Raw genomic sequence first — 20,312 nt, forward strand, 5'->3', positions numbered from 1 at the left:
AGGTACGGAACGGTCGGGCATATTTTCGGCTGCTCAAAAGTTGCTGATTGGTGACTTCATTTAGGCAGCAATGCTGGGTAAGGTGACACTGTTGTCGTCGCCAAGCACTATTGCCGCCTGGCGAAGCGCGAGCTGCCGCAGAAACGGCGCCAGTTCCTCGCCCTGATAATTGGCGATGGCGGCCAGGACGTCATACTCATATTCGTCAAGGCGCACCATGACACGGTTGTTACGGACGCGTTTTGGATCGGGATACATGGGCCTGCTCCTGTGCTGTTAAGCGTGATGGACAAGGGAGAATTGTTCGAGTTCGGCCTCGTAAGATTGCAGGCCACGTAGCAGCATCAGGCGCATAAAAGATGCGCGTGAGCGGGAGTCTTGCTGTGCGAATTTTTCCACGCGCTCGATCTCAGGAGGGAGCAAGCGAATCGGGATTGGCTGCGAAAGTGGGTTCTTCGGCTGGCGCGTAACTGGAGCGGTAGATGTCATAGGATATGATTTGTATACGTCACATGGTAATGACGTAAATATAGTGGACAAACGTCCACATGTCAACGTAAAGAGTGGTCATATGTCTTATTTTAAGGATCGCTTGCGCGCTGAGCGTAAGCGGCTGGGGCTTAGTCAGGAAAAATTTGCTGCGATAGCAGGGGTGACCAAGGACACTCAGTTAAATTATGAGAGTGGTGCGCGTAAGCCCGACTCCGATTACTTAATTGCTGTTTGCAGTGCTGGCGTCGATTCTCATTATTTATTGCATGGAACTCCATCCGGCGCAGATTTGTCCGACGAAGAAGGTGAGCTATTGCGTGGATTTCGCAGCCTGGATTTGCGCGGTAAGCTCCGATTGCTTGGTATGGTTGAGGGAATGTCTGATGTCCCATTAGTCACGACGCCCAAGATCACCGATAGGCAAACGCAATTAATTGTCCACGGTAAGGTTGGCCAACAGATCCATGGGGATATCACTGCGCCGCAGACGATCAACATGGGCCGTAAAAAAAAATGACCAACGGAAATCGTGGCAGAAGAGGCAGTTTTCGCTAGTAAGGCGAATTGGGAGACTGCAAATTGCCGCATTTTTCACACTGGCTTTTGCCTGCTGCTGGCCCTTGTATAAGTGTGAAGTGATGGCTACAACGGCCAACAGGTTCATTAGAAATTCATGTTATTTCGATGGGAAGGCTTTCACGGTCGGCATTGTGATTGAGACGGCGCCGGGTATCAAATGCGAGTGCTCCTCTGCGGCTTCTGATGCTTTGCCAACTTGGGTGAGTGGCGGCTGGAGCTAGTTGTATTGCAATTAGAATTAGACTGATGCCACGTATTGAAAATTGAAGTGGCTTGTATAATTTTGGGACATTGTTCGCCATCAGTTCCTAGGCGACTGTCATATCTGCATAATAATGCGAGGTGCCATCATGCAGCCACCAATCATATCCGGCAACGGGCAAATCACAATGCCGTCCTACGTCGTCGGAGCGCCAAAAGTACCATTTGCTTATCTTGGAATGGCGATAAATTTTCTGATCGGTGCCAAGATTCTTTCCAATGAGACGCCAGGTAATGCCATTTCACTTGCATTTCTTTCCGCGCAAGCTGCTGAGTGCGGGCTGAAAGCGTTTCTATCGCGAAGTGGCGACGACGAACGCCTTACAAAAAACCCGCACCTACGCCACAATCTTGCTGCACTTTGGTGTCTGGCCGCGAAAGAGGGACTATCCATCGACAAAACACCGCCACCATGGCTCACTGTGCTTAGCGAAGCGCACTGCTCCCCATATGCTTTGAGGTATTCAAAAGGAATTAATGGGATACAAACGCCAGCCCCGCAGCCCATGGGTAACGAACTAAATGCACTGATCAAAGAAGTTGAAAGGCAGATCGAAAAGAATTCATAGTCCAGGTTACTCTTTGAGGAGGAAGCACCGGTTCGCCTTCGCATTAAAGGGTGTTCAAGGCACACTGTAATGAGCATAAAGCGAGCTAAATGTTAATCTTGCGGAAACTTTAATACGTATAGGGCCTATCATGTTTGGTTGGTAATTTGTGATATTTAACGCGCTAGGAGGCAAATCTTGAATGCTTTGGACTCTAAAGTAAATTATACAAAAACAACCTCAAAGTGCTGGGCAAATTCGTTGGGCGGTTGTGATGGAATGTCAGGCGAACACGTTTTCAGTAGTGCAATATTTAAGGCCGGCTGCTCATGTCCTATCATAGTTGAGGGGGTGAAACGTATAAAAAATGGGGCCCCTACGCGTGGTGCAGAGAAGTCAAATATTCTATGCAGGCATCATAATTCTCTTCTAAGCCCATTGGATGAAACTATTGGGAGAATTGCGCGATTTCAAGCTGAAGCTAATGACAAGAATTTTGAAGGTCGCATTTTTGTTAAGGGCGAACTCCTTGAAAGATGGCTTCTAAAGACTGTCATAAACAATGCGGCAGCAGGTTGGGCCGCGCCAATAAAATGGCAGCCGTCTCCGAGTATCACTCGGGCAATTTTCGGACTTGAGCCAGTTCCGGACAGACTTGGTTTTTACAGCGTTGATGGAATAGATCCAGGGCATCGTGCATCTGGTAGCGTATCGTTCATGCCGCTATTCATGCGTACGCATCTAGGAAAGATTCTTGTTGGGGCTTACGTGGCAGTTCATGGCATGCCCTTTCTTGTTTCGTTACATACTGATCTACCAAAAATGCTAGAGGCTGGCCAAATTTCAGAGTTGGCTACACGTTTCTCCACAAATGGTCTTAAGCATCTCTATCACCCTGGTGCTCTCGTTATATCGCGAAAAGAGGGTAGTCCAGTATTCATTGGTGTAAGTTGGGATGGATTTATCCGCTATGCAGATGGCACAAGAACGCCCTGCCCAGGCAAATAATTATTGTTTATTGTTTATTGTTTATTGTTTATTTTTTAACTAAAAAAAATCGTTCCAGTGTGCGCCTAGTACCGCCGCGTAACAGCAAGGAAGAAATTCCGTTTTTGGCCTCTCAACTGTCGCTTTGGAGTGAAAACTGATGAACCATTACATGTTAGTTTCAGTTTCCTGTGCGTATGTATGCGACTTCCTGATAGTTGAAGTGGCTTAACTGTTCGCTTAGCGCGTTGGCAATACACTCTTGGCTGGCCAGGCTTAGAATCCGTAGCCAGATTTCCTTTGACCGTCGTTGGTCGCTTACGCCACGAATCTGGTCATGAATATGGTTACGGATTTGACCTTCCTCCTGCTCCGCTAATTCCCAATCTTTGTTCTGCGTGCTGCCGCTCATGTTGTCCTCGATGTGAATAATTTCATATTGTTTTTTTTGCGTGACTTGATTCGTTTTTTCTAGGCGTCCAAGGTTCCTCGCTGTTCTCTCTGATGATATCGCGCACCTCCTGTATATGTTGCCACCCGTGTATTACCGCCCGCTTCGCGGCCTGCCTGCTCTTGTAAAGATGCTCCAGCGTCTTGAGCTGGCCTTTGGCGCCGGCCTGCTCCTGCCCCGATTTTTTCTTCTTCGCCGCCACGTCCTTCCACCTTGCCACCACGCCCGTGATACCTTCGTCCGGGTCTTTCTCTTCCTCGCGCTCGGCCTCGACCGCCTCCGTCTTCGTTTCGAATTCCACACGCGTGGTAAAGCCGTTGCCGCCTAAGCTGTGCGTGACCTTGACCGATAGCCATTCGGTGGCGTCGATCTCGGGCTTGAAGCCTGTCACCGTCACGGGCGATTGCGGGAACACGGCCGGGTTGCCCAGGGCCAGGCTCATTTCAAAGGTGGCCAGGCCGCGCAGGATGCGCTGCCATTCGGCCACTGCCGCCGCGCGCGCATCCGTTTCGTTGGCGAAGGTGGTGCGCAGGCGCTTGCTGTTGCCTGGCACGCCCGCCACCACGCTGCGGCGACGGGCGTAGCGCTCGTCATGCCAGAAGGCGCGCACGCCCGTGTAGGCGTCGCTTTCGGCGCTGTGGTAGCGGTGGCCGTCGCCCAGGGCGCGCGTGATGGGGATGACGGGCAGGGCCTTGCCGCTGGCGGTGCGGCTCTGGTTGATGGGGATGAAGAGCAGGGTGTCGTTCTTGACGGTGGCCACGGCGTCGAATTTCCTGCCCAGCCGGCGCAGGAAGGCCGCATCGCTTTCGTGGGTCTGGTCGATATGCTCGATGGCGGTATCGCGCAGGCGCGACGAGACGCCCGACGCCAGCTCGTTGCGGAAGGCAATCGCCTCGATGATGGCGCCCAGGGTGGTCTTGTGAAAGCTGTGTTCCTGCTGCTGTTTGAACGTGTCGATCAGGTTGGCCGACCTGGCGCGCAGGGTGATGGTGTCGGGCGCGCCGCTGTGCTCCACCTCGTCCACGGTGAACTTGCCCATATCCACCAGGCCGGTGGCTTGCCAGCCCAGCGCCAGGGCGATCTGCGCGCCGCGCGGCGGCAGGGCCAGCTTGCCGTCGCTGTCGTCCAGGGAAATGTCGAGCTGGTCGCTCTCGTCGCCACGGCACAGGGTCAGTGTCAGATTAATCAGCCGCGGCGAAACGATGGCCGTCAAATCCTTGTCCTCGATGCTGACCTTGAAGGCGGGGATGTGCTCGCTCATTTGAATTTGTCCGCCGCGCTGCCGATGGCGCCGCTGATGCTGCCGCCGATCTTGTCTTTCATTTCGCTGACCACGCCGCCGTATTTCGACGTGATGCCGCCGATCACATTGCCCACGACGCTGCCCACGGCATTCTTGGCCGCGCCGGCGATGCTGCTGGTCATGCCGTCGATGCTGAGCATGTTTTTCAGGTCGCCGATGTCGCCCAGTCCGACCATGGCCAGCACACCGTCGTCGTCGCGCTTGAGCGCAATCGAGAACTCGACGCGGCGCGCGCCGCCGCTGCCGTCCAGGATGCTGCGGCCCTCGGTCATGCTGGTGATGCGGTAGGAGCCGAGAATGCGGCCCGTGCCCTGGATCAAAATCCACGATTTGCCCGTGTCGGCCATCATGCGCAGCGCATCGAGCGAGTACAGGGAGCCGGTCAGTTCCGGCGCCACCCAGCCCGACAGGGTAATCGTGTCGTCCCCCGGCCCCACGTACTGGTGCGCGTCGCGCAGGCCCACGCGGGCCGTGCTGGCGTGCTTCCATTCCGTTTGCCGCTGCAGCTCGTGATACGCCAGGGTCGGCAGGCTGAACACGAACATTCCTAAAATCATCATCATGGTGGTGTTTCTTTCTTAATCGTGGTCGCGCAGGGACGAGCGGATGCGCGCCGCCTTTTCGCGGTCGCGCTGATCGAGCGCCACGCTCACGGCGCGCGCGATGGCCTGGGGATCGGTGCCGGCCTGCACGTGGAAGGTGATTTCGATCTTGTCGCCCTGGATGGTCATACCGGCGCCGAACCCGCCTTGTGCCAGCGGCGCGCGCGTGTCGAAGGCGCTGGCCGGCAGGGCGGTTGCCGTACCGATGGCGATGCCGGCGCCCAGTTGCGTCAGGCGCTGCGCCAGGCCGGATACCTTGGCAATCGGCGCGCCCTCGCTGCGGTCCAGTCCCACGGCCAGGCCTTGCATGGTGTAGTCGCCGAGCTGGGCAAACACGCGGCTCGGGCTGTGGATCCCCAGCTTTTCCTTGAACCAGGCAATAGTGCTGGAACCGGCATTGCTGATGGCCTCCTTGACGGCGCCCATCGAGCCGGTAATGCCGTTGACCAGGCCGCGCAGGATGTTGGCGCCAAACTCGGTGAACTGGGCCGGCAGCTTGATGCCGAACCAGCTCATGACGCCCGCGAACGCCTGGTAAAACACGCCGACGGGTGACCAGTTGATAATCAGGGCCGTGATGTTGCCCATGCCGCCCGCGCAAACGGTGCGCAGGCGCGACCAGATATCGGCAAAGAAGGCGGAAATAGGCGCCCAGGATGCGGTAATGCGCTGCAGGATGCTGGCGCCGAAGTCGGTGAACTTGGCCGGCAGCGTGATGCCGAACCAGCCCAGCACGCCCGCAAAGGCGCGATAGAACAGGGCGAGCGGTGTCCAGTTGGCGATCAGGGCGCTGACGCCGCCAATGCCGCCGGCAAAGGCTGTCTTGATCTGCGACCAGATGCCGGTAAAGAAGCCAGCCAGCGGCGCCAGACCCTTGGCGAAGCGGCCCCGGATGTCGGCGGTAAAGTCGGTGAACCTGGCCGGCAGAGCGATGCCGAACCAGCCCAGCACGCCCGCGAAGGCGCGATAGAACAGACCCAGCGGTGACCAGTCGGCGATCAGGCTATTGATGCCGGTAAAGCCGCCGGCAAATGCCGCCTTGACGTCTGACCACAGGCCGCCAAAGAAACCCTTGATCGGCTCCCAGTATTTGTAGATCAGGAAGGCGGCGCCGGCAATGACCGTGATGGCAATGCCAATCGGGGTCATCAGAAGGGCACGGCCCAGCCACAGCACGGCGCGGCCGGCCCACATGAAGGCACCGCCCAGGTTGCGCAGGATGGGCGTGAGCACGCCGCCGGTCACGCCCATCTTGGCGAACATGACGTGCAACATGGCATACGGGCCGATCATGGCGGCAATGCCCAGCATCAGCGGCCCCAGCACCAGCAGCAGACCGGCCAGCACGGCAAAGGCGGTAATCATGACCTTGGCCACGGTCGGGTTGCGCTCCATGAAACCATTCAGGCGCTGCACGGCGCTGATGGCCAGTTCCAGCCCTTGCGCATACAGCGGCAGGATTTTTTCGCCCATGGTCAGCTTGAGGTTGGCCAGCTTCGACTGCGCTTCCAGTTCCTTGCCGGCGGCCGAGTCGCGGCCCAGCTTTTCCAGCTTGCCGATATCGGCGGCGCCACGGTTGAGCTTTTCGTTCTTGTGAATCTGCACGCGCTGCAAATACATCTGCGAATACAGGTTCGACGCGGTGCGGTTGGAAAAGATGCTACCGATGGCGTCGAGCACCTGTTTCTTTTCCGTGATGCCCTTCTTGGCCAGTTGCGGCAACAGCACCTTTTCCAGCCATTCGAACTGGTTTTCGCGGAACAGTTCCGCGCCCAGCAGCGCGCCGGGGTCGAGGAAGGAAACTTGCCCCGCCTTATCGTGCTTGACCTTGCTTTTGTCGCCGATCAGGCCGAACTCTTCCAGCTTCCTGGCTGAGCGCTTCGTCGTGCGGCCCTGGTACAAGTTCTGGTAGGCGCTCATCAGGGACGTGCCGACGCGGTTGCCGCTCATTTCCTGTACCAGCGGTTCCATCTGGTAGTAAAAGGCGTCATCTTTCAAGCCTTTGGCGGCAATGCCGCCCGTCTTGATCATGTTCAGCCATTCATTCGGACCGACGCGCCCGCCCGTGGCGGTGATGACCTGCTGCACGATATTGGCCTGGGCTTCGAACTTTTCCTTGCTCTCCAGGCCACCGCGCAGCTCGATCACCTTGAGCATGTCCATGAACTTGCGTTCGTTGTCGGCGCCTTCGGCCTCGCCAAAGAAGGCGTGATTGGCAAACTTCATCTTGGCCAGGGTAGGGGCAACCATTTCCGCGTGGTGCACGTCGGCAAAGGCGCTCATACCGTCGCGCATCAACTGCAGGTTGTCGAGCTGGCTGGTGCCGTAGGTCTTCATGTTGCGCGCGAAGGCGACGGCCTCGGCTGATACCTTGTCGCCCAGGCCCAGCGCGTTGACGCGGCCCACTTCTGTTTGATAGTGCTTGGCCTCGTTCAGCCCCTTGACGACGGGCGCGCCCAGCACGGCGCCCGTGGCAGTTGCGCCTGCGCCGGCCATGGCCAGATTGCCCGCCTTGTTGCGCAGCTTGTCGGCGTGCTGGGTGGCATTGGTGACGTGCTGCTGCTTGGCGGCCGCGTTGGCCAGCTTCTGCTGCTGCAGCGTCATGGTTTTGTTGGTGGCCTCGATCTCGCGGCGCAAGGTGCGTTCGTGGTTGGCCAGGTCTTTGGTGCCGATGCCAGCGCCCGCCAGGCGCTCGCGCATGACCTGCAGTTGCTGGGCTTGCTGCTGGCCGGCGGTCTTCAAGGCGCTGGCCGCTTTGACGGCGGCGTTAAACTCGCGCGTCATGGCGCGCGTCGGGTTTTCCACCTGTTTCATTTTGGTGGCCAGGCTGGCCAATTTCTGCTGGGCCGCTTCCAGCTTGGTGCGGGTCGCATCCAGGCCACTGTGCAGCTCGCGGAATTTGCTGATGTTCTTTTGCTGTGCATTCAGTTCGCGCAGGCGGTCGCTGGTGGCCTTCAAGGCCTTGGCCGTATCGCTGGAACCGCCCATGATTTTTTTCAGCGGGCCGCTGATCTTGTCCAGTGCCGCAAATACCACCTGTAACTTCAAATCCCGACCAGCCATCTATTCCGCTCCGCTTCGCTGCCGGGCGCGTTCGCGCCAGGCCATCAGTTCATCAATCGTAAAACCGTCCATCGCTGCCGGCGTCCAGTGGAAGACGCCGGCAATGTCGGCCATGGCGTCTTCTACTTCGCCGGGGATACCGAAAGGCGATCGGCTTTGCTCGCCAAAAAACCGGCAACCTCGGCGCCCACGGCCAGCAGATCGGCCGGGTCCATGTTGGCGATGTCGTGTGCGGTCAAGGTCGGTTCGGTGATGCGCGGCAGCACGATCTGCAGGGCCGACACGTTCAGGTTGGCCAGCTCGATCAGGGAAATGCCGCGCAGGGCGCCCGCCTTGGGCTTGCGTACGGTCAGCGAGTTGATGAAGGTGTCGCCGCGTTTGATTGGTTCGTCCAGTTCGATGACGGCTTGGTTTTGGGTATCGTTGTGCATGGTGTTGTCCTTGTAGGGTGGTGAGTAAAAAGGGGATTACAGGCCGCTGGCCTTGCGGATGGCGGCATTCGTGTCGCCGCCGCCGAAGTTCTCGGTGCCGCTCATGAAGTCCAGTTCGATGACGGTGGCGCCGTCGATCATCAGCTTGTAGTAGCTGCAAGCCATCGTGTATTTGTGGGTGGTGTCGTCGCCCATCTTGGCTGCGCCCATGTCGATTTCCTTGTAGCGGCCGCGCACGACGACCTCGACGGCGGCGACGCTGCCGTCATCGTCGTTCTGGTAAGCGCCGGCAAAGCGCAGTTGCACGGCGCCGTGCGTGTGCGCGCCGTACTGTTTCAGGGCTTCGGCGATCAGGCCGCCGCCGCTCCATTCCAGCGACAGCGCCTCGTTGCCGAAGTCCACCGACACGGGGCCGCTCATGCCGCCGGCGCGGTACTCTTCCATCTTGCGGCTGAGTTTGGGCAAGGTGACTTCCGGCACCATGCCCATGAAGGACACGCCGTTTTGAAACAGGTTGAAGTTTTTCAGTTTGCGGGGCAGGCCCATATCGTTCTCCGTTGTTCAGTTGCGCCCGCGCTAGCGCGGGCAGGGTAGTCATTGGATGCTTATGCGGCGATACGCGAGGCGAAGTCGGCCAGGTAGCGGTCGGTAATGCGCTGCTGGAATTTCAGGTTTTCCAGCGGCGGCACGGGGGTGTAGTCGTAATCGATGGCCAGCTTGCCGTCTTTCAGCCCTGTCTTGTCGTTGTATTGCTCGTCATACCAGGCATGGCCGTCGATGATGTAGCCCTGCAGTTTCAAGTCGCGGAACTTGGCATTGATGCTTTCCAGCAGGTCGCGCACCAGGGACGGATGCAAGGGCAGATCGACAAAGGTGAAATGCGCCTCGGCGATGGTGTCGGCCAGCACCTGGGCCGTGCGCGTATAGCTTTCGAAATAGAAGAAGCCGCCCGGCGCCTCGCAGGTGCGCGAACCCCAGAAGCGGTAACCGCCCATGTTGATCAGGGTGGTCACTTCCTTGGCGTTGAGCACGCCGGCATCGGTGGCCGGGTCTTGCAGGTCGAAAAATACGTCCTTGGTGATGCCGGTCGGGCCATTCACGACCACGTTGGACAGCGTTTTGTGCCAGCCCGTTTCCTCGTCGATCTTGGCGCGCAGCCCCATGGCGTAGGCGACAGCGGAAATGCTGGCTTCCTCGTCGGTGGCCGTATCCCAGTTCACAAAATCCGGCCAGATGAGCATCAGTTCGCGCTGGCCGAACTGGCCACGGTAGGTGATGGCTTCCGTGGCGGTGGCACAGCCGTAGGCCGACGCATAGGCAAAGCCGCGCAGGCGCTGCGCCACGCTGGCTAGGGCATTGGCCACTGCTTGGGTGTCCAGTCCTGGCGCGCCCAGGATGCGCGGTTTCACGCCCAGCTTGCTTTGCGCGGCCAGCAGCGCCTGGGCGCCCAGGTACTGGCCGTCCGGCGACACGCCGCCCACGGCGTTGCTGGTGGTCTCGGCCTCCGTCTCGCCTTCGGCCACGCGTACCACGACGGTCAGGGGTTTGGTCTGCGCGGCAATCGCTTTCAGCACGCGGTACAGGGTGCCGCTCTTGCCGGCCTTGCCCATGGCGGCCAGCACGTTGGTGACGAGCACGGGTTTATTCAGCGGGAAGGCGGCCGCGTCGGCATCGTCGGCCGTGGCGATCAGGCCCAGCACGGCCGTGGAGACGGTGCGGATGGGGCGCGAACCCTCGTTGATTTCAATGACGCGCACGCCATGGTGGTAGTCGGTGGCCATGTGGCTCTCCTAGTGAGTGGTGAATGGGCGTTACTGGGTGGATGCCATGCCGGCGGTATCATCGAAGGCGCGCCGCGCCTCGCCGGACAGGGTGGCGGCGACGCGCGCGTATTCGGCGTTGACGGCCGCTTGCAGCGCCTCGATGTCCTGCGCGGCGGCAACCATCGGACAGATGGTGATGTCGAGCAACCAGGCGCGCGCCGCCGCGATGGTTTGCACGGTGCCGGCGTCGCCGTCGGCCATGGCGGCAAAGCCGATGCCGGCCAGGCGGTTGAGGATCGCGTCGCGCGTCTGGCGCACGCTGGCCAGGTATGGGGCGGCCAGCACGGCAAAGGGCAACGGCGGCGGCGCGGCGATGTCCCACTTGCCGCCGGATTTTTTACGGATGGTCGCACCGGCGCTGATGGCCTCGCGCAGCATGGCTTCATCCTCGGGCGTGACCTCGACGCCATCGGCCGGCCAGGTGCCAGCCGCTTCATACGCGGCTTGCATGTCCGCCGGAAAGAAGCCACGGACCTTGTTGGAATAGAGCATTGTCATGTTATTTTCCGATGGCAATGAAATTGGCGGAGGCATCTGCAGCGGCATAGGCGTTAAATCCGGTAATGGTGGGAGAGTCCGAGCTGACATAGCCCGGATAGTTGCCGTTCGATACGGTGAGGAAGACGCGCAGGCACTGCTTTGGAAAGGCATACTGAAAAGCCACGCGCGTGCCAGCCGGCCCTGCCGTCACGGAGCCCCATTGCATGATGAAGTCGCCCGGCAGTTTCAGATCGCCGTCAGGCAGCAGCCTGGATGCAAAGTCCGCATTGCGCCACAGCTCGGCGGTTGAAGCGATGACTCGCCAAATCTGGTTGGTGGTCGCCATCAAGGTGAGCGACTGCCCTTTTTTGAGGATGATGCTTGCCGTGGCGTCCGGGGCCACGAGCGACGTTCCGACACCGGCCACCAATTGCGCGTTATACGGGCCGGTGCAATGCAAGTGAACGCACGCCCCGGCGGTGTGAGGGATATTCAGGGCTTGCGGCGTTGGAATGGTCAGCGTCGTTGCGGCAATACCAAGCAGGAGAACAGAGCCGGCGTCATCCGCGGTGAGCGCACGGTCAGCATCCACACGAGCGAACCCCACCATGCCACCGCGCGCGCGCTGGACAAAATCGGTGTTGGCCAGCTTGGTCGAGGCGTCAAACTTCGGTGGCGTCACCACTTCTTTCTTGCTGTATTGGGAGTGCGGATCGGCAGCATCCTGGTGCTTTGCCAGTTGCTGGTCGCCGTAGGTGCGTGCACTGGTGTCCTGCTGATCGACATAGGCGACCTTGGCCAGCAGTGGGTGCGGATCGGCGGCGGCTTGGTGCTTGGCCAGTTGCTGGTCGCCGTAGGCGCGTGCGCTGGCATCCTGCTGATCGACATAGACGACCTTGGCCAGGAGCGGGTGCGGATCGGCCGCAGCCTGGTGCTTGGCCAGTTGCTGATCGCCATAGCTGCGTGCGCTGGTGTCCTGCTGATCGACATAGGCGACCTTGGCCAGCAGCGGGTGAGGATCAGCAGCGGCCAGGTGCTTGGCCAGTTGCGCGTCACTGTAGGCGCGCACGGTAATGTCCTGATCATCGACATACTTGCGCGTAGCCAGGATGACGGACGGGTCGATTTTCAGCTCGATGGCGGCCGTGCTGGCGACGATCAGCACGATGCGTACCACTTGCGTGCGCGCGCTGCCCTCGGCCATCACAGGTTTGTAGCTCGGCGGGCAGTTGGCCACCGCGCACAGGTCGCCCGCCTCGTCGTAGATACCGATTTCGCGTATCCACCAGCCACCCACGTTCTCGGGCAGCACCTGTTCGACGATGATCTGGCTGGTGTTGGCCGGGTCGATGGTCAGCTGATTCAGGCCGGCACGGCGCACTTCATGCACCAGCGCCTTTTGCGTGCGCGATGGTATGGGCAGATTACCGTTGCCGTCGCCTACGGCCATGGTTTTCAGTTTCAGGGTTTGACCCAGGGCGATGGCATTGGCCAGCTTGGCCTCGCCCACTTCGGTCAGGATGGCAAAGTATGTGCTCATGGATAGATGGTGAGAGTGTCGATGGTATGGGATGCGCCGGCCTGCAACAGCGTGCCGCGCACTTCGATGGTTTCCGCGATCCAGGGATACACGGTCATGGCGTCGCCGTGGTAGGCGCAAGCGCCCGCGTAGACGTTGCCGCGACTTTCCAGATAAATGGCCAGGCCCGTCATGTGGCGGCTGACGGGCTTGGCGTCGGCAATCAGGCGTTCCATTTCCTGAAACATGGCGTCCGTGATGCCGGTGTCCAGCACGCCCACGTCGAGCCGGAACGTGCCCGGTACGCCCGGCGGCGTGGTCTGCCACCATTCGGTAATGCGGATCAGATAGCCCAGGGACTCCACCACGCGGCGCACGGCGGCAATCGTGCCCTTGTGCTTGTGGATGAAATAGGACGCCTTGATGGTGCCGCGCTTGGTCGATTCGGGCCAGGCGTCGTCCCAGCGGTCAACGGAGCAGGCCCAGGCCAGAAACGGCAGTAGGGCAACGGGGCAGCGGTCGGCGTTCCACAGGTCGCGCAGCGGCACGGGCACGTTGACCAGCTCGGCGCAGGCCACGGCAATGGCACGCTCCAGCGCCGTGGTGTTGGGCGGCAGGGTGGGCACGAGCTTATTCATCGCGCACCACGACATTGAGCTTGATGGTCGTGCAGCGCGCGGCCTGGGTGGCGTTCAGCTCGATGTCCGCCGCTGGGCTGGTCAAGACGACCTTGCGCACGCCTTCGACGTGGACGGCGGCGCTGCAGGCGGAACGGTAGATGCTGTGCCCCAGCGGGCGGCGCGGCCGCGACACGCGCACGGCGTTGGCGTGCGCGGCGTCCAGCAGAATCGGCACTTCCGGGCCGACGCCAATAAACAAGGTGGCCTCGATCTGGTAGTCGATGACCTGGGCGGCTTGCACGCTCAAGCGGTCGCCCAGGGGGCGCACTTCCTCGGCATTGAGCGCGCGCGCCACGGTGGCCAGCAGCGCGGCGTCGGCGATGCCGGTGTCGTTGTTGGCCAGCACCGTGACGGTGACGTGCGCCGGGGCGGGGCTGGTGGCGCTCGCGTCCTTGACGCGGCCGTCGCTGCTGCGCGCGTGAAATTCATACGACGCCTTCGGGCCGGCCACGGACAGGCCATCCGGCGCTTCCTGGATGCGCAGACGGTAGGCGTCGTTGTCTTCCATGACGGCGGCCACGGGCGGCAGGGCGTTGGGATTGGCCGGCGTGATGGTCAGGCGTTCCACGTTGACGTTGGCGCCCAGTTGGTCCAGGTCGCCATCGAGGGCGAAGGCCAGCATGACGGCCTTGCCCGCCTCGTTGATGCGGTTGCGCAGGATGGTTTCCTGATACGCGTTTTCTTCCAGCAGCTTGGTGGCCGGCTCCGATTCCAGTTCTAACAGGGCCGTGACGGCCGCGCGCTCGGCTTCCGGCAGCAGGCTCACCAGGTGGGCTTTGCGCGTGGACAGGATGGCTTCGAAGTCCAGCACCTCGACCACGCTGGGCGCGGGCAATTGGGTCAGGTCGATAGGCGTGCTCATACGACGCCCCCTTGCTTGACGGGCACGGCCATGGTGATGGCCTGGCCATTCGCCGTGCCATCGAGCAGCAGGGCGATGGCGCCGTCCGTGTCGCGCGTGAGCTGCACGCTGGCGAGCTGCAAACGCGGTTCCCAGCGGCGCAGGGCGAAGGCGGTGGCAGCATAGATGCGCAACTGCGTGGCACTGTTCAGGGGCTGGTCGATCAGCTCGGGTACTTCGGAACCATAGCGGCGGCGTCGGATGCGCGAGCCGATGGGCGTGGTGAGAATGTCGGTGACGGACTGGCGCAGGTGGCCCAGGCCCGTCAGGCTGCGCCCAGTGGCGGCGTGCATGCCCATCATGCTTGCGGCCCGCCCGACTGGTCGCCGCCGGCTTTGACGCCGCCGTGCGGATGCTTGAGCAAGCTGATGGCGCCGGCCAGCACGTCGTCGCTGGCTTTGACCGTCCCTTGCACGGCCATGGCCACACCGCCAGCGGCGCCAGCCTTGGCGTTCACGCCGCCGTTCAGCGCGGTGGCGCCGTTGACGGTGGCCGCTTGCATGACGATCAGGTTTTTCATGACGGTCAGGTCGCCCGTGCAAATGGTGCTGGGCGCGTTCGACGTCACCTTGTCGGCGGTGATGGTGGCCGTGCCGCCGGGCAGTACGGCCGTCAGGGCATGGGCCGCGTGGTCGTACTGCACCACGGCGCCGTCCGGGTAATGCGTGGTGTGGATGCTGTCGCTGGTTTCGGGCGCGTCAAACGCCTGCGAGTAAAGCGCCGGCACGATGATGCCGCGCGTCAGGTCGCCGCCTGGGGAAAAGACGATCACCTGTTCGCCGACGGTGGGTGCCGACCAGGTGCGGGTGCTGCCGGCGCGTCGAGTGGCCCATTTCAGCCATTCGGTGGTGAGTGTCGGCCCCAGCCGCACGCGCGCCTTGGCCCCTTTGACCTCGGCAATGGTGCCCAGGCGGATCAGGTTTTGCAGCAAGCGGAGGAGGTCGGAAAGGTCGGCGTTCATGCAGTGCATGTTGCCGAAGTCCGCGTGCGGATGCACCTACAAGCGGGTTGATAACAAGGTTAATAGCTATGTCAGTTGAATTTTCTTGGCACCAATTTATTCTTATTTTTTTAGATAAATGTTCTTTGTAAAAATTTACTCGCCATCATCCCACTTGTTTAGAAAGTCGGCTAAAACATCCCCGTGGCATGCATCAGGCTTGCAAAAACAGCCGAGTCTCTTCCCTGCTAGCAAATAAACTTCATTCTTTTCTTTTTTTGCGAATTTTTCAAAATCAAAGTCATATTTAAATTTTCTAATTACTTCTTCCCTAGATTCTCCTGCGGAAAACATAGAGTATGGATTGCCCCAATAAGATCCTCGACCTATATATTCATATTCATTGGTACTTTTTGTTGCTGCGTATTTGGTCTCCTTTTTTATATTAACAACTCTTGTAATTGCGATCTTTATGTGTCGAAGCGGCACGTTAAGTTTTTCTATTATCTCCCTCTCTTTTGGGAATACTTCCCCGTCGTCAAAAATTATTGCATGCGTAAAGTTTTTTATTTCTAATCTTTCAATCTTTATTATTTTTATTATTTTTTCGCATTTTTCTATGTAGTTCTCAATCAGGTAATTTTTATCGGATAGATATGCTATGCAAAATTCTTCCATTTTGCTTACTATATTTCCGATTTTTCTGTCAAATTTACTTTGGCTTTGAAATTCATCTGGGTAGAGAATTAATACAGTATTCATTTCAGTATAAGTGTTTAATTTTTATGTTTAAATCTGTATTTTTGTTGATGTACTCAACAACCAGTCTTCGATGGCACATATGAGGCTCATGCTCACTGCAAAGTAAGCATCCGTTGTCCAATATGTCAGGTGTTAACAACCTTTCGATATTGCGCTGAGCCATTAAATTTAGAAATTTTTCCTCATACGCTGCCCAAGTTATTTTTCCATCTTGATATGGCGATAAGATCTCTTTTGTCGGAGCCATTTCTGGGACATGCATATATTCTGCAGAACATAGTTCTTTTAGAAAAAATCGCAGATCATCTTTTTTTGCAAACCCAGATAATTGCGATACATTGTTTAGTCGAACATCAATTAATGTTTTTATTTTTGATGCTCTAAGAAACTTGAAAAATGTTTCAGCATTTTTTTTTGTAAAGCCAATTGTGTAGGTTTGCATTTTTATAATTTAAAAAATTGTTGCAACGATTTTAAAGTGATCACCATGAAATTCCTCACCTAAACTAATACAGAGATATCCATTTGGGATTGAGTTTCCGGATTCAAATTGTTCATATTGTGGATCTGTGCAGGATAAGTTATAGACGTTTCTGTTATATGTGAATGTAACTCTTCTGCGGTTATCAGCCGTTCTATGAAGTGTTATTTCTTCCGCCAGTATTAAGTAAAGTGATTGTTGTACTGAAAAAAGACCTAAACGAATTTGCTCTTCAGATACTCTATCTTCAAGACCCCAAAGATTATCAGGAACGTCAGTATAAGATTGCAGTTCTTCAATCGGAAAACCGTATCCTGCTGTCTGGACCCAACCTGGAATATATACGAAGTTCTCAGGCTGATGTGGCAAGGGGACGTGCTCTAGGAGAGACATGGTGATCTTCTTAAGCGGTTTTGCACGGAATGAGCCGAACTTATTAGTGTACTCGGTCTGCGCTTCCGTAAGCGCACTTCCAGTGTTGTCGCCCACAATACGCACCCACTGGTTAGTACCAATAAACTTCCCTGCGAGGCATCGACCACCATGCTTCAATGAGCTTGCTAATATAACAACGTCATTCATAAAGTCTCCGAAGTGTTCATTTTTGAAATTAAAACTGCTTTACAGCAATTGTATTCAAGTTAACAGTTCGGTGTGGTTTTTTTTGCAAGTTGTTGTAAAATGTAAACTCACTACTAAGAATGAATGTGATTTCTAGCTTTCCCCTTCAATGCGAAAAATGGGAACTTTCACTCAATTATTTCCCACTTTCAGTAGCCAGTTGTTTGATTAAACTATTCGATATTATTATAAAATCGTCACTATTTAGTCCAAGCAGTGGCCTTGCAGGATATTTGTACAATGTACCATTATTTGTAACGCGCTCTTGTTGGCCAAACTGATGTACCCGCGCAACGCGCGCCACCCAGCCAAAGAATCCGACCTCTATCTCGTCGCCGGTCGCCTTCACTTTCAGGTGTTTGGCGGTACGAATCTTGGCAAACATGGCCGCCTTCTGCCGTTTGATGCGTCCGTTCTTCCCCTTGAATTCCTTGCGTCGCTTGCGTGCCGGATAGGCCGCGCCATCCGGCCCCTGCTGTGCCTTGATGCGCTGCGCCTGGCTGCGGCGCAGGTCGATGGCCACCTTGTGATTGATGGCGCGTCGCTGTGCCGGCTGCAGCTTGGCCAGCAGGGTACCGGCCCAGGATTCCAGCGCGTGCAGGTTGTCACTCATGCTGTTGCCTCGGGCGTGCGCCATTCGGCCAGCAGGGTGTCGCCGTCATACAGCTTCCAGAACTCGTCCGAGTAGGCGGGCATGTGCTGTATCTCGGCCAGGTGCTTGATGTCGAGGCGGCCGGCTTCGCCGGTCTTGACGGCCACGCGCTCGGTCAGGTCCAGCTTGATGGAAATATCGACCGTTTCGTGGTTATTAAAATCCACCTCGAAGGCGATGCCGTGCTTGCGCGTTTCTTCGTTGGCCATCAGGTCGAGCTGGTGGACTTTCAGCCAGGCGATCAGGGCCACCATGATGGCGTCGGCATCGCCCGCATAATCGGTGACGATCAGGTTGAGCTTGAAGCGGTATTCGAAGGAGAGGGAGGCGGTGGCCGATGCCACCACGTTGCCCTCGTCGGCGAAGACCAGCAGACGGTCGGGATCGCGCTGCAGGGCGGGGATGGCGGCGGCCAGGTGCTGGCGCAGGCTATTCGGTTTGTACATGGTAGGTGTCTCGTACTAGGTTGTAGGCGTCGATGCACGCGTTCAGCTGGCGGGTGGCGTCGTCGCCGTCGCCGGCAATGGCGTCAAGAGCTGCCGCAGTCGCTGAGTCAAGTTCGGCGCGCGTTTCATGCCGATGGTCTGCGGCAGCGGTGGTATCTGTAACTGCGGCGCAGTGGCCGCTGGCGAGGGGGATTGACAGGCGCACAGCGCCGCTGCGCACGTTAACATTGAAACGGTCGCGTTCAGTTTTCGCATGGGTTTGCTCCTGGGTGAGGTGGTCGGCGCGCTGCGCCAGGGCGGCGCCGGTGGCGCGCTCCAGCGTGAGCACGCGGGCGGTGGCTTGGGCCAGTTCGGTGGCTGCGGTGGTTTTGCTGGTGGCCGCTGCCCGCTGCAGTTCGGCGATGGTGGCGTCCTTGCGCCAGCCCTGCGCCGTCCAGCCTGCGATGGTGCCGCACAGCAGGCAGGCGGCCAGCGGGCGCCAGGTGGTCGTGGTCACATGGCCACCCGTTCCCTGATCCAGCCGAACAGAAAACGGCGCTGGGTCTTGTTGGCCTCGGTGATTTCCAGGTAACGCGCTGCCTGCAGTCCGTTCAAGGCACGCAGCAGCACGGCGGCGCCATCCTGGCCGCGCCATTTCAGGAAGGCGGCCAGCGCGCCCAGCGATTGCGCGCCCAGGCGGCCATCGACGAACAGGGCGGGATAGCGGGCGCCCGTGTCATTGAAACCGTTTAGCCAGCGCTGCAGGAACTCGGCCGCACGGTGCGGCCCCATGTTCACGCCCGTGTCGATCAGCTCGGCGCCGATGCCGGCATGGATGGCCAGCACCTGGTCGAACTTCGGTTCCGTGATGTAGCGGGCCGTGTAGATGGCGCGCGCCACCGCCACGGGTAGATCGCGCATCGGCCCCGTGTAGCCGTTCGCACGCGCTACGGCCACGGTGATGCCGTAATTGGTTTCGCCGCCCTTGTCCTGCGGGTCGTTCACATAGCCGCCTTCGGCGCGCAGGATGGCGTCGATGGTGCGCGCAATCTGGAGATTCTCGGTAGTGGCCATCAGTGTTCCTTTGCGTCTTTGACCAGTTCGGCGATGTCCTTGTCGCTGCGGCGCTGGAACCACAGGGCCACGGCGCGCGATACCCACCATCCGGGCGCGCCGACGATCAGGTCGATGGCGCTGGCGTTGACCATGGCGCCGATGGCCGGGAGCTGGGCGCACAGCAACTGGTACACGGTGCCGCCCAGCAGGCACGAGAACACGCCCGCGCAGGCCAGGCGGGCGACGAATTCGCCCTTGTTGAAGGTGCCGTCAGCATTCAAGGGCGGCAGCACGATGTACAGCATGGCCGCGCCGACCATGCCCAGCGCCGCCTTGAAGCCGTACAGTTTGACCAGGGTGGCGAAACCACCAAACGATTCTGCGGACATTGCTTGATTCTCCGGGGTGAAGTTAGATAGATTTCTCATGAGGGTAAAAAGGTGGATTGCTGCGTTAATCCCATAGCTGCACAAGATCGGCTGCGGCCACCTGGTCCGTGCTGGGCACCGGCTCGGGCAGGGTGACGATCAGGCCGGCAGGCAGCACGGCGCCGTGGCGCGCCAGCGCGGGATTCATTTCCAGGGTTTGCTCGACGTATCCCGCGCCGTCGCCCAGGTAGCGCCACACCAGGGCGTCTACCGTGTCGTGCTGCTGCGTGCGCACTTGCATCAGATTAATTCCACGGTCAGGTGTGTGCGCCCGACCATATCGGCGATGGCCCATTGCGCATTGCGGCGCTGCGCGCCGGGTGCCTCGTCCAGCCACTCCATGCTTTTCTTGTCGCTGACGGACGTGGCCGTGCTGTCGTAATCGCGGTAGCGCTCGATCAGGTCGGCTTTCGCCGTGCTGTAGACGGCGCGCCGGTACTGCGTCAGCAAGCGGGATTCGCGGTTGATGCGCGTGGCCGGCACGTCCACCAGGGCGGGGACGCCGGCAGCGGCGTGCTTGCCCTGCCAGTCGGCCAGCTCGCGGTTGACCTGCAGGATGGCATCGACCACGGCTTGTACCAGGCGCGCGTCGGTGACGGTGCCATCGAGGCGCATGGCGTCGCGCATATCGGTCAGCGCAATATCGGGAAACCAGCCGTCGTTCTCGATGATGCCGATGGCCGGCGCTGGCGGCGTGGGCGTGCTGCCAGGCTGGTTTGACGGGGGCAGGGCCATGAAGGACATACGGGGCGCTTTCAAAAGGGGGCGGTGGACGGGGTTCATCAGGTCAAAGGTGTGGCCAGAATCCCCCCGTGCCGCCGTGCTGC

General features: G+C 58.8%; 28 protein-coding genes. 3 read left to right on the forward strand and 25 right to left on the reverse strand.

The genetic code is table 11. The features are described from left to right. Window positions 1–60: 60 nt before the first annotated feature. On the reverse strand, window positions 61–258 hold the full coding sequence (locus tag IGS58_RS00875) for a hypothetical protein (protein ID WP_034745824.1): 198 nt from the start codon (window positions 256–258) through the stop codon (window positions 61–63). Between the two features lie 313 nt (window positions 259–571). On the opposite strand from IGS58_RS00875, the gene IGS58_RS00880 reads away from it, so the two are divergent. The 3 genes from IGS58_RS00880 (at window position 572) to IGS58_RS00890 (ending at window position 2,888) form a co-directional block, all read left to right on the forward strand. Beyond that, window positions 572–1,009 carry a helix-turn-helix domain-containing protein gene (locus tag IGS58_RS00880; protein ID WP_230520433.1) on the forward strand — a complete coding sequence of 146 codons (438 nt, stop codon included), beginning with the start codon at window positions 572–574 and terminating at the stop codon, window positions 1,007–1,009. A 412-nt stretch (window positions 1,010–1,421) separates the two neighbouring features. Next, the gene (locus tag IGS58_RS00885; RefSeq protein ID WP_230520434.1) at window positions 1,422–1,901 is read left to right on the forward strand and encodes a hypothetical protein; all 480 of its coding nucleotides are present in this window, start codon (window positions 1,422–1,424) and stop codon (window positions 1,899–1,901) included. Between the two features lie 177 nt (window positions 1,902–2,078). Further along, window positions 2,079–2,888 (forward strand): hypothetical protein, encoded by an 810-nt coding sequence (locus IGS58_RS00890; protein ID WP_230520435.1) that lies wholly within the window; start codon window positions 2,079–2,081, stop codon window positions 2,886–2,888. Window positions 2,889–3,048: 160 nt separating this feature from the next. Here IGS58_RS00890 and IGS58_RS00895 read toward each other — a convergent pair whose 3' ends face one another. The 24 genes from IGS58_RS00895 to IGS58_RS01010 form a co-directional block, all read right to left on the reverse strand. Continuing rightward, window positions 3,049–3,279, reverse strand: a complete 231-nt coding sequence (locus IGS58_RS00895; RefSeq protein ID WP_230520436.1) for a hypothetical protein — start codon at window positions 3,277–3,279, stop codon at window positions 3,049–3,051. Between the two features lie 22 nt (window positions 3,280–3,301). After that, complete coding sequence (locus tag IGS58_RS00900) at window positions 3,302–4,579, reverse strand: phage late control D family protein (protein ID WP_230520437.1); 1,278 nt, start codon at window positions 4,577–4,579, stop codon at window positions 3,302–3,304. Continuing rightward, window positions 4,576–5,184 carry a phage tail protein gene (locus IGS58_RS00905; protein ID WP_230520438.1) on the reverse strand — a complete coding sequence of 203 codons (609 nt, stop codon included), beginning with the start codon at window positions 5,182–5,184 and terminating at the stop codon, window positions 4,576–4,578. The genes IGS58_RS00900 and IGS58_RS00905 overlap by 4 nt, the downstream gene beginning before the upstream one ends. A 15-nt stretch (window positions 5,185–5,199) precedes the next feature. After that, window positions 5,200–8,286, reverse strand: coding sequence for a phage tail protein (locus IGS58_RS00910; RefSeq protein ID WP_230520439.1), 3,087 nt, complete (start codon window positions 8,284–8,286; stop codon window positions 5,200–5,202). Then, on the reverse strand, window positions 8,287–8,400 hold the full coding sequence (locus IGS58_RS00915; RefSeq protein WP_071650284.1) for a GpE family phage tail protein: 114 nt from the start codon (window positions 8,398–8,400) through the stop codon (window positions 8,287–8,289). A gap of 8 nt (window positions 8,401–8,408) precedes the next feature. Further along, on the reverse strand, window positions 8,409–8,717 hold the full coding sequence (locus tag IGS58_RS00920) for a phage tail assembly protein (RefSeq protein ID WP_230520440.1): 309 nt from the start codon (window positions 8,715–8,717) through the stop codon (window positions 8,409–8,411). A gap of 36 nt (window positions 8,718–8,753) precedes the next feature. Continuing rightward, window positions 8,754–9,263 (reverse strand): phage major tail tube protein, encoded by a 510-nt coding sequence (locus IGS58_RS00925; protein WP_230520441.1) that lies wholly within the window; start codon window positions 9,261–9,263, stop codon window positions 8,754–8,756. Window positions 9,264–9,322: 59 nt separating this feature from the next. Beyond that, window positions 9,323–10,498 (reverse strand): phage tail sheath protein, encoded by a 1,176-nt coding sequence (locus IGS58_RS00930; protein ID WP_230520442.1) that lies wholly within the window; start codon window positions 10,496–10,498, stop codon window positions 9,323–9,325. Between the two features lie 30 nt (window positions 10,499–10,528). Then, window positions 10,529–11,038, reverse strand: a complete 510-nt coding sequence (locus tag IGS58_RS00935) for a hypothetical protein (RefSeq protein ID WP_230520443.1) — start codon at window positions 11,036–11,038, stop codon at window positions 10,529–10,531. Between the two features lies 1 nt (window position 11,039). After that, the gene (locus IGS58_RS00940; RefSeq protein WP_230520444.1) at window positions 11,040–12,560 is read right to left on the reverse strand and encodes a phage tail protein; all 1,521 of its coding nucleotides are present in this window, start codon (window positions 12,558–12,560) and stop codon (window positions 11,040–11,042) included. Then, window positions 12,557–13,177, reverse strand: coding sequence for a phage tail protein I (locus IGS58_RS00945; RefSeq protein WP_230520445.1), 621 nt, complete (start codon window positions 13,175–13,177; stop codon window positions 12,557–12,559). The genes IGS58_RS00940 and IGS58_RS00945 overlap by 4 nt, the downstream gene beginning before the upstream one ends. Beyond that, window positions 13,170–14,081, reverse strand: coding sequence for a baseplate assembly protein (locus tag IGS58_RS00950; protein ID WP_230520446.1), 912 nt, complete (start codon window positions 14,079–14,081; stop codon window positions 13,170–13,172). The genes IGS58_RS00945 and IGS58_RS00950 overlap by 8 nt, the downstream gene beginning before the upstream one ends. Continuing rightward, on the reverse strand, window positions 14,078–14,413 hold the full coding sequence (locus IGS58_RS00955; RefSeq protein WP_442908346.1) for a GPW/gp25 family protein: 336 nt from the start codon (window positions 14,411–14,413) through the stop codon (window positions 14,078–14,080). The genes IGS58_RS00950 and IGS58_RS00955 overlap by 4 nt, the downstream gene beginning before the upstream one ends. Window positions 14,414–14,418: 5 nt before the next feature. Further along, window positions 14,419–15,081 carry a phage baseplate assembly protein V gene (locus IGS58_RS00960; RefSeq protein WP_230520448.1) on the reverse strand — a complete coding sequence of 221 codons (663 nt, stop codon included), beginning with the start codon at window positions 15,079–15,081 and terminating at the stop codon, window positions 14,419–14,421. A 135-nt stretch (window positions 15,082–15,216) separates the two neighbouring features. Beyond that, window positions 15,217–15,822, reverse strand: coding sequence for a DUF4326 domain-containing protein (locus tag IGS58_RS00965; protein WP_230520449.1), 606 nt, complete (start codon window positions 15,820–15,822; stop codon window positions 15,217–15,219). A 1-nt stretch (window position 15,823) separates the two neighbouring features. Further along, window positions 15,824–16,264 (reverse strand): DUF488 domain-containing protein, encoded by a 441-nt coding sequence (locus IGS58_RS00970; protein WP_230520450.1) that lies wholly within the window; start codon window positions 16,262–16,264, stop codon window positions 15,824–15,826. 9 nt (window positions 16,265–16,273) lie between these two features. After that, window positions 16,274–16,885 carry a dual OB domain-containing protein gene (locus tag IGS58_RS00975; RefSeq protein ID WP_230520451.1) on the reverse strand — a complete coding sequence of 204 codons (612 nt, stop codon included), beginning with the start codon at window positions 16,883–16,885 and terminating at the stop codon, window positions 16,274–16,276. 175 nt (window positions 16,886–17,060) lie between these two features. Continuing rightward, window positions 17,061–17,537 (reverse strand): phage virion morphogenesis protein, encoded by a 477-nt coding sequence (locus tag IGS58_RS00980; RefSeq protein WP_230520452.1) that lies wholly within the window; start codon window positions 17,535–17,537, stop codon window positions 17,061–17,063. Further along, window positions 17,534–18,022 carry a phage tail protein gene (locus IGS58_RS00985; protein WP_230520453.1) on the reverse strand — a complete coding sequence of 163 codons (489 nt, stop codon included), beginning with the start codon at window positions 18,020–18,022 and terminating at the stop codon, window positions 17,534–17,536. The genes IGS58_RS00980 and IGS58_RS00985 overlap by 4 nt, the downstream gene beginning before the upstream one ends. Continuing rightward, on the reverse strand, window positions 18,006–18,518 hold the full coding sequence (locus IGS58_RS00990; RefSeq protein WP_230520454.1) for a lysis system i-spanin subunit Rz: 513 nt from the start codon (window positions 18,516–18,518) through the stop codon (window positions 18,006–18,008). The genes IGS58_RS00985 and IGS58_RS00990 overlap by 17 nt, the downstream gene beginning before the upstream one ends. Further along, window positions 18,515–19,075: a glycoside hydrolase family 108 protein gene (locus IGS58_RS00995; RefSeq protein ID WP_230520455.1), complete on the reverse strand. Its 561-nt coding sequence runs from the start codon at window positions 19,073–19,075 to the stop codon at window positions 18,515–18,517. Before IGS58_RS00995 ends, IGS58_RS00990 begins: the two co-directional genes overlap by 4 nt. Next, window positions 19,075–19,446, reverse strand: a complete 372-nt coding sequence (locus IGS58_RS01000) for a hypothetical protein (RefSeq protein ID WP_070224671.1) — start codon at window positions 19,444–19,446, stop codon at window positions 19,075–19,077. The genes IGS58_RS00995 and IGS58_RS01000 overlap by 1 nt, the downstream gene beginning before the upstream one ends. A gap of 64 nt (window positions 19,447–19,510) precedes the next feature. Further along, window positions 19,511–19,726: a tail protein X gene (locus IGS58_RS01005; protein ID WP_230520456.1), complete on the reverse strand. Its 216-nt coding sequence runs from the start codon at window positions 19,724–19,726 to the stop codon at window positions 19,511–19,513. Further along, entirely contained in the window at window positions 19,726–20,229 is a 504-nt protein-coding gene (locus tag IGS58_RS01010; RefSeq protein ID WP_230520457.1) for a head completion/stabilization protein, read from the reverse strand. The genes IGS58_RS01005 and IGS58_RS01010 overlap by 1 nt, the downstream gene beginning before the upstream one ends. Between the last annotated feature and the right edge of the window lie 83 nt (window positions 20,230–20,312).

This window comes from Janthinobacterium sp. EB271-G4-7A (assembly GCF_020858075.1).
Classification (GTDB): Bacteria; Pseudomonadota; Gammaproteobacteria; order Burkholderiales; family Burkholderiaceae_D; genus Janthinobacterium; species Janthinobacterium lividum.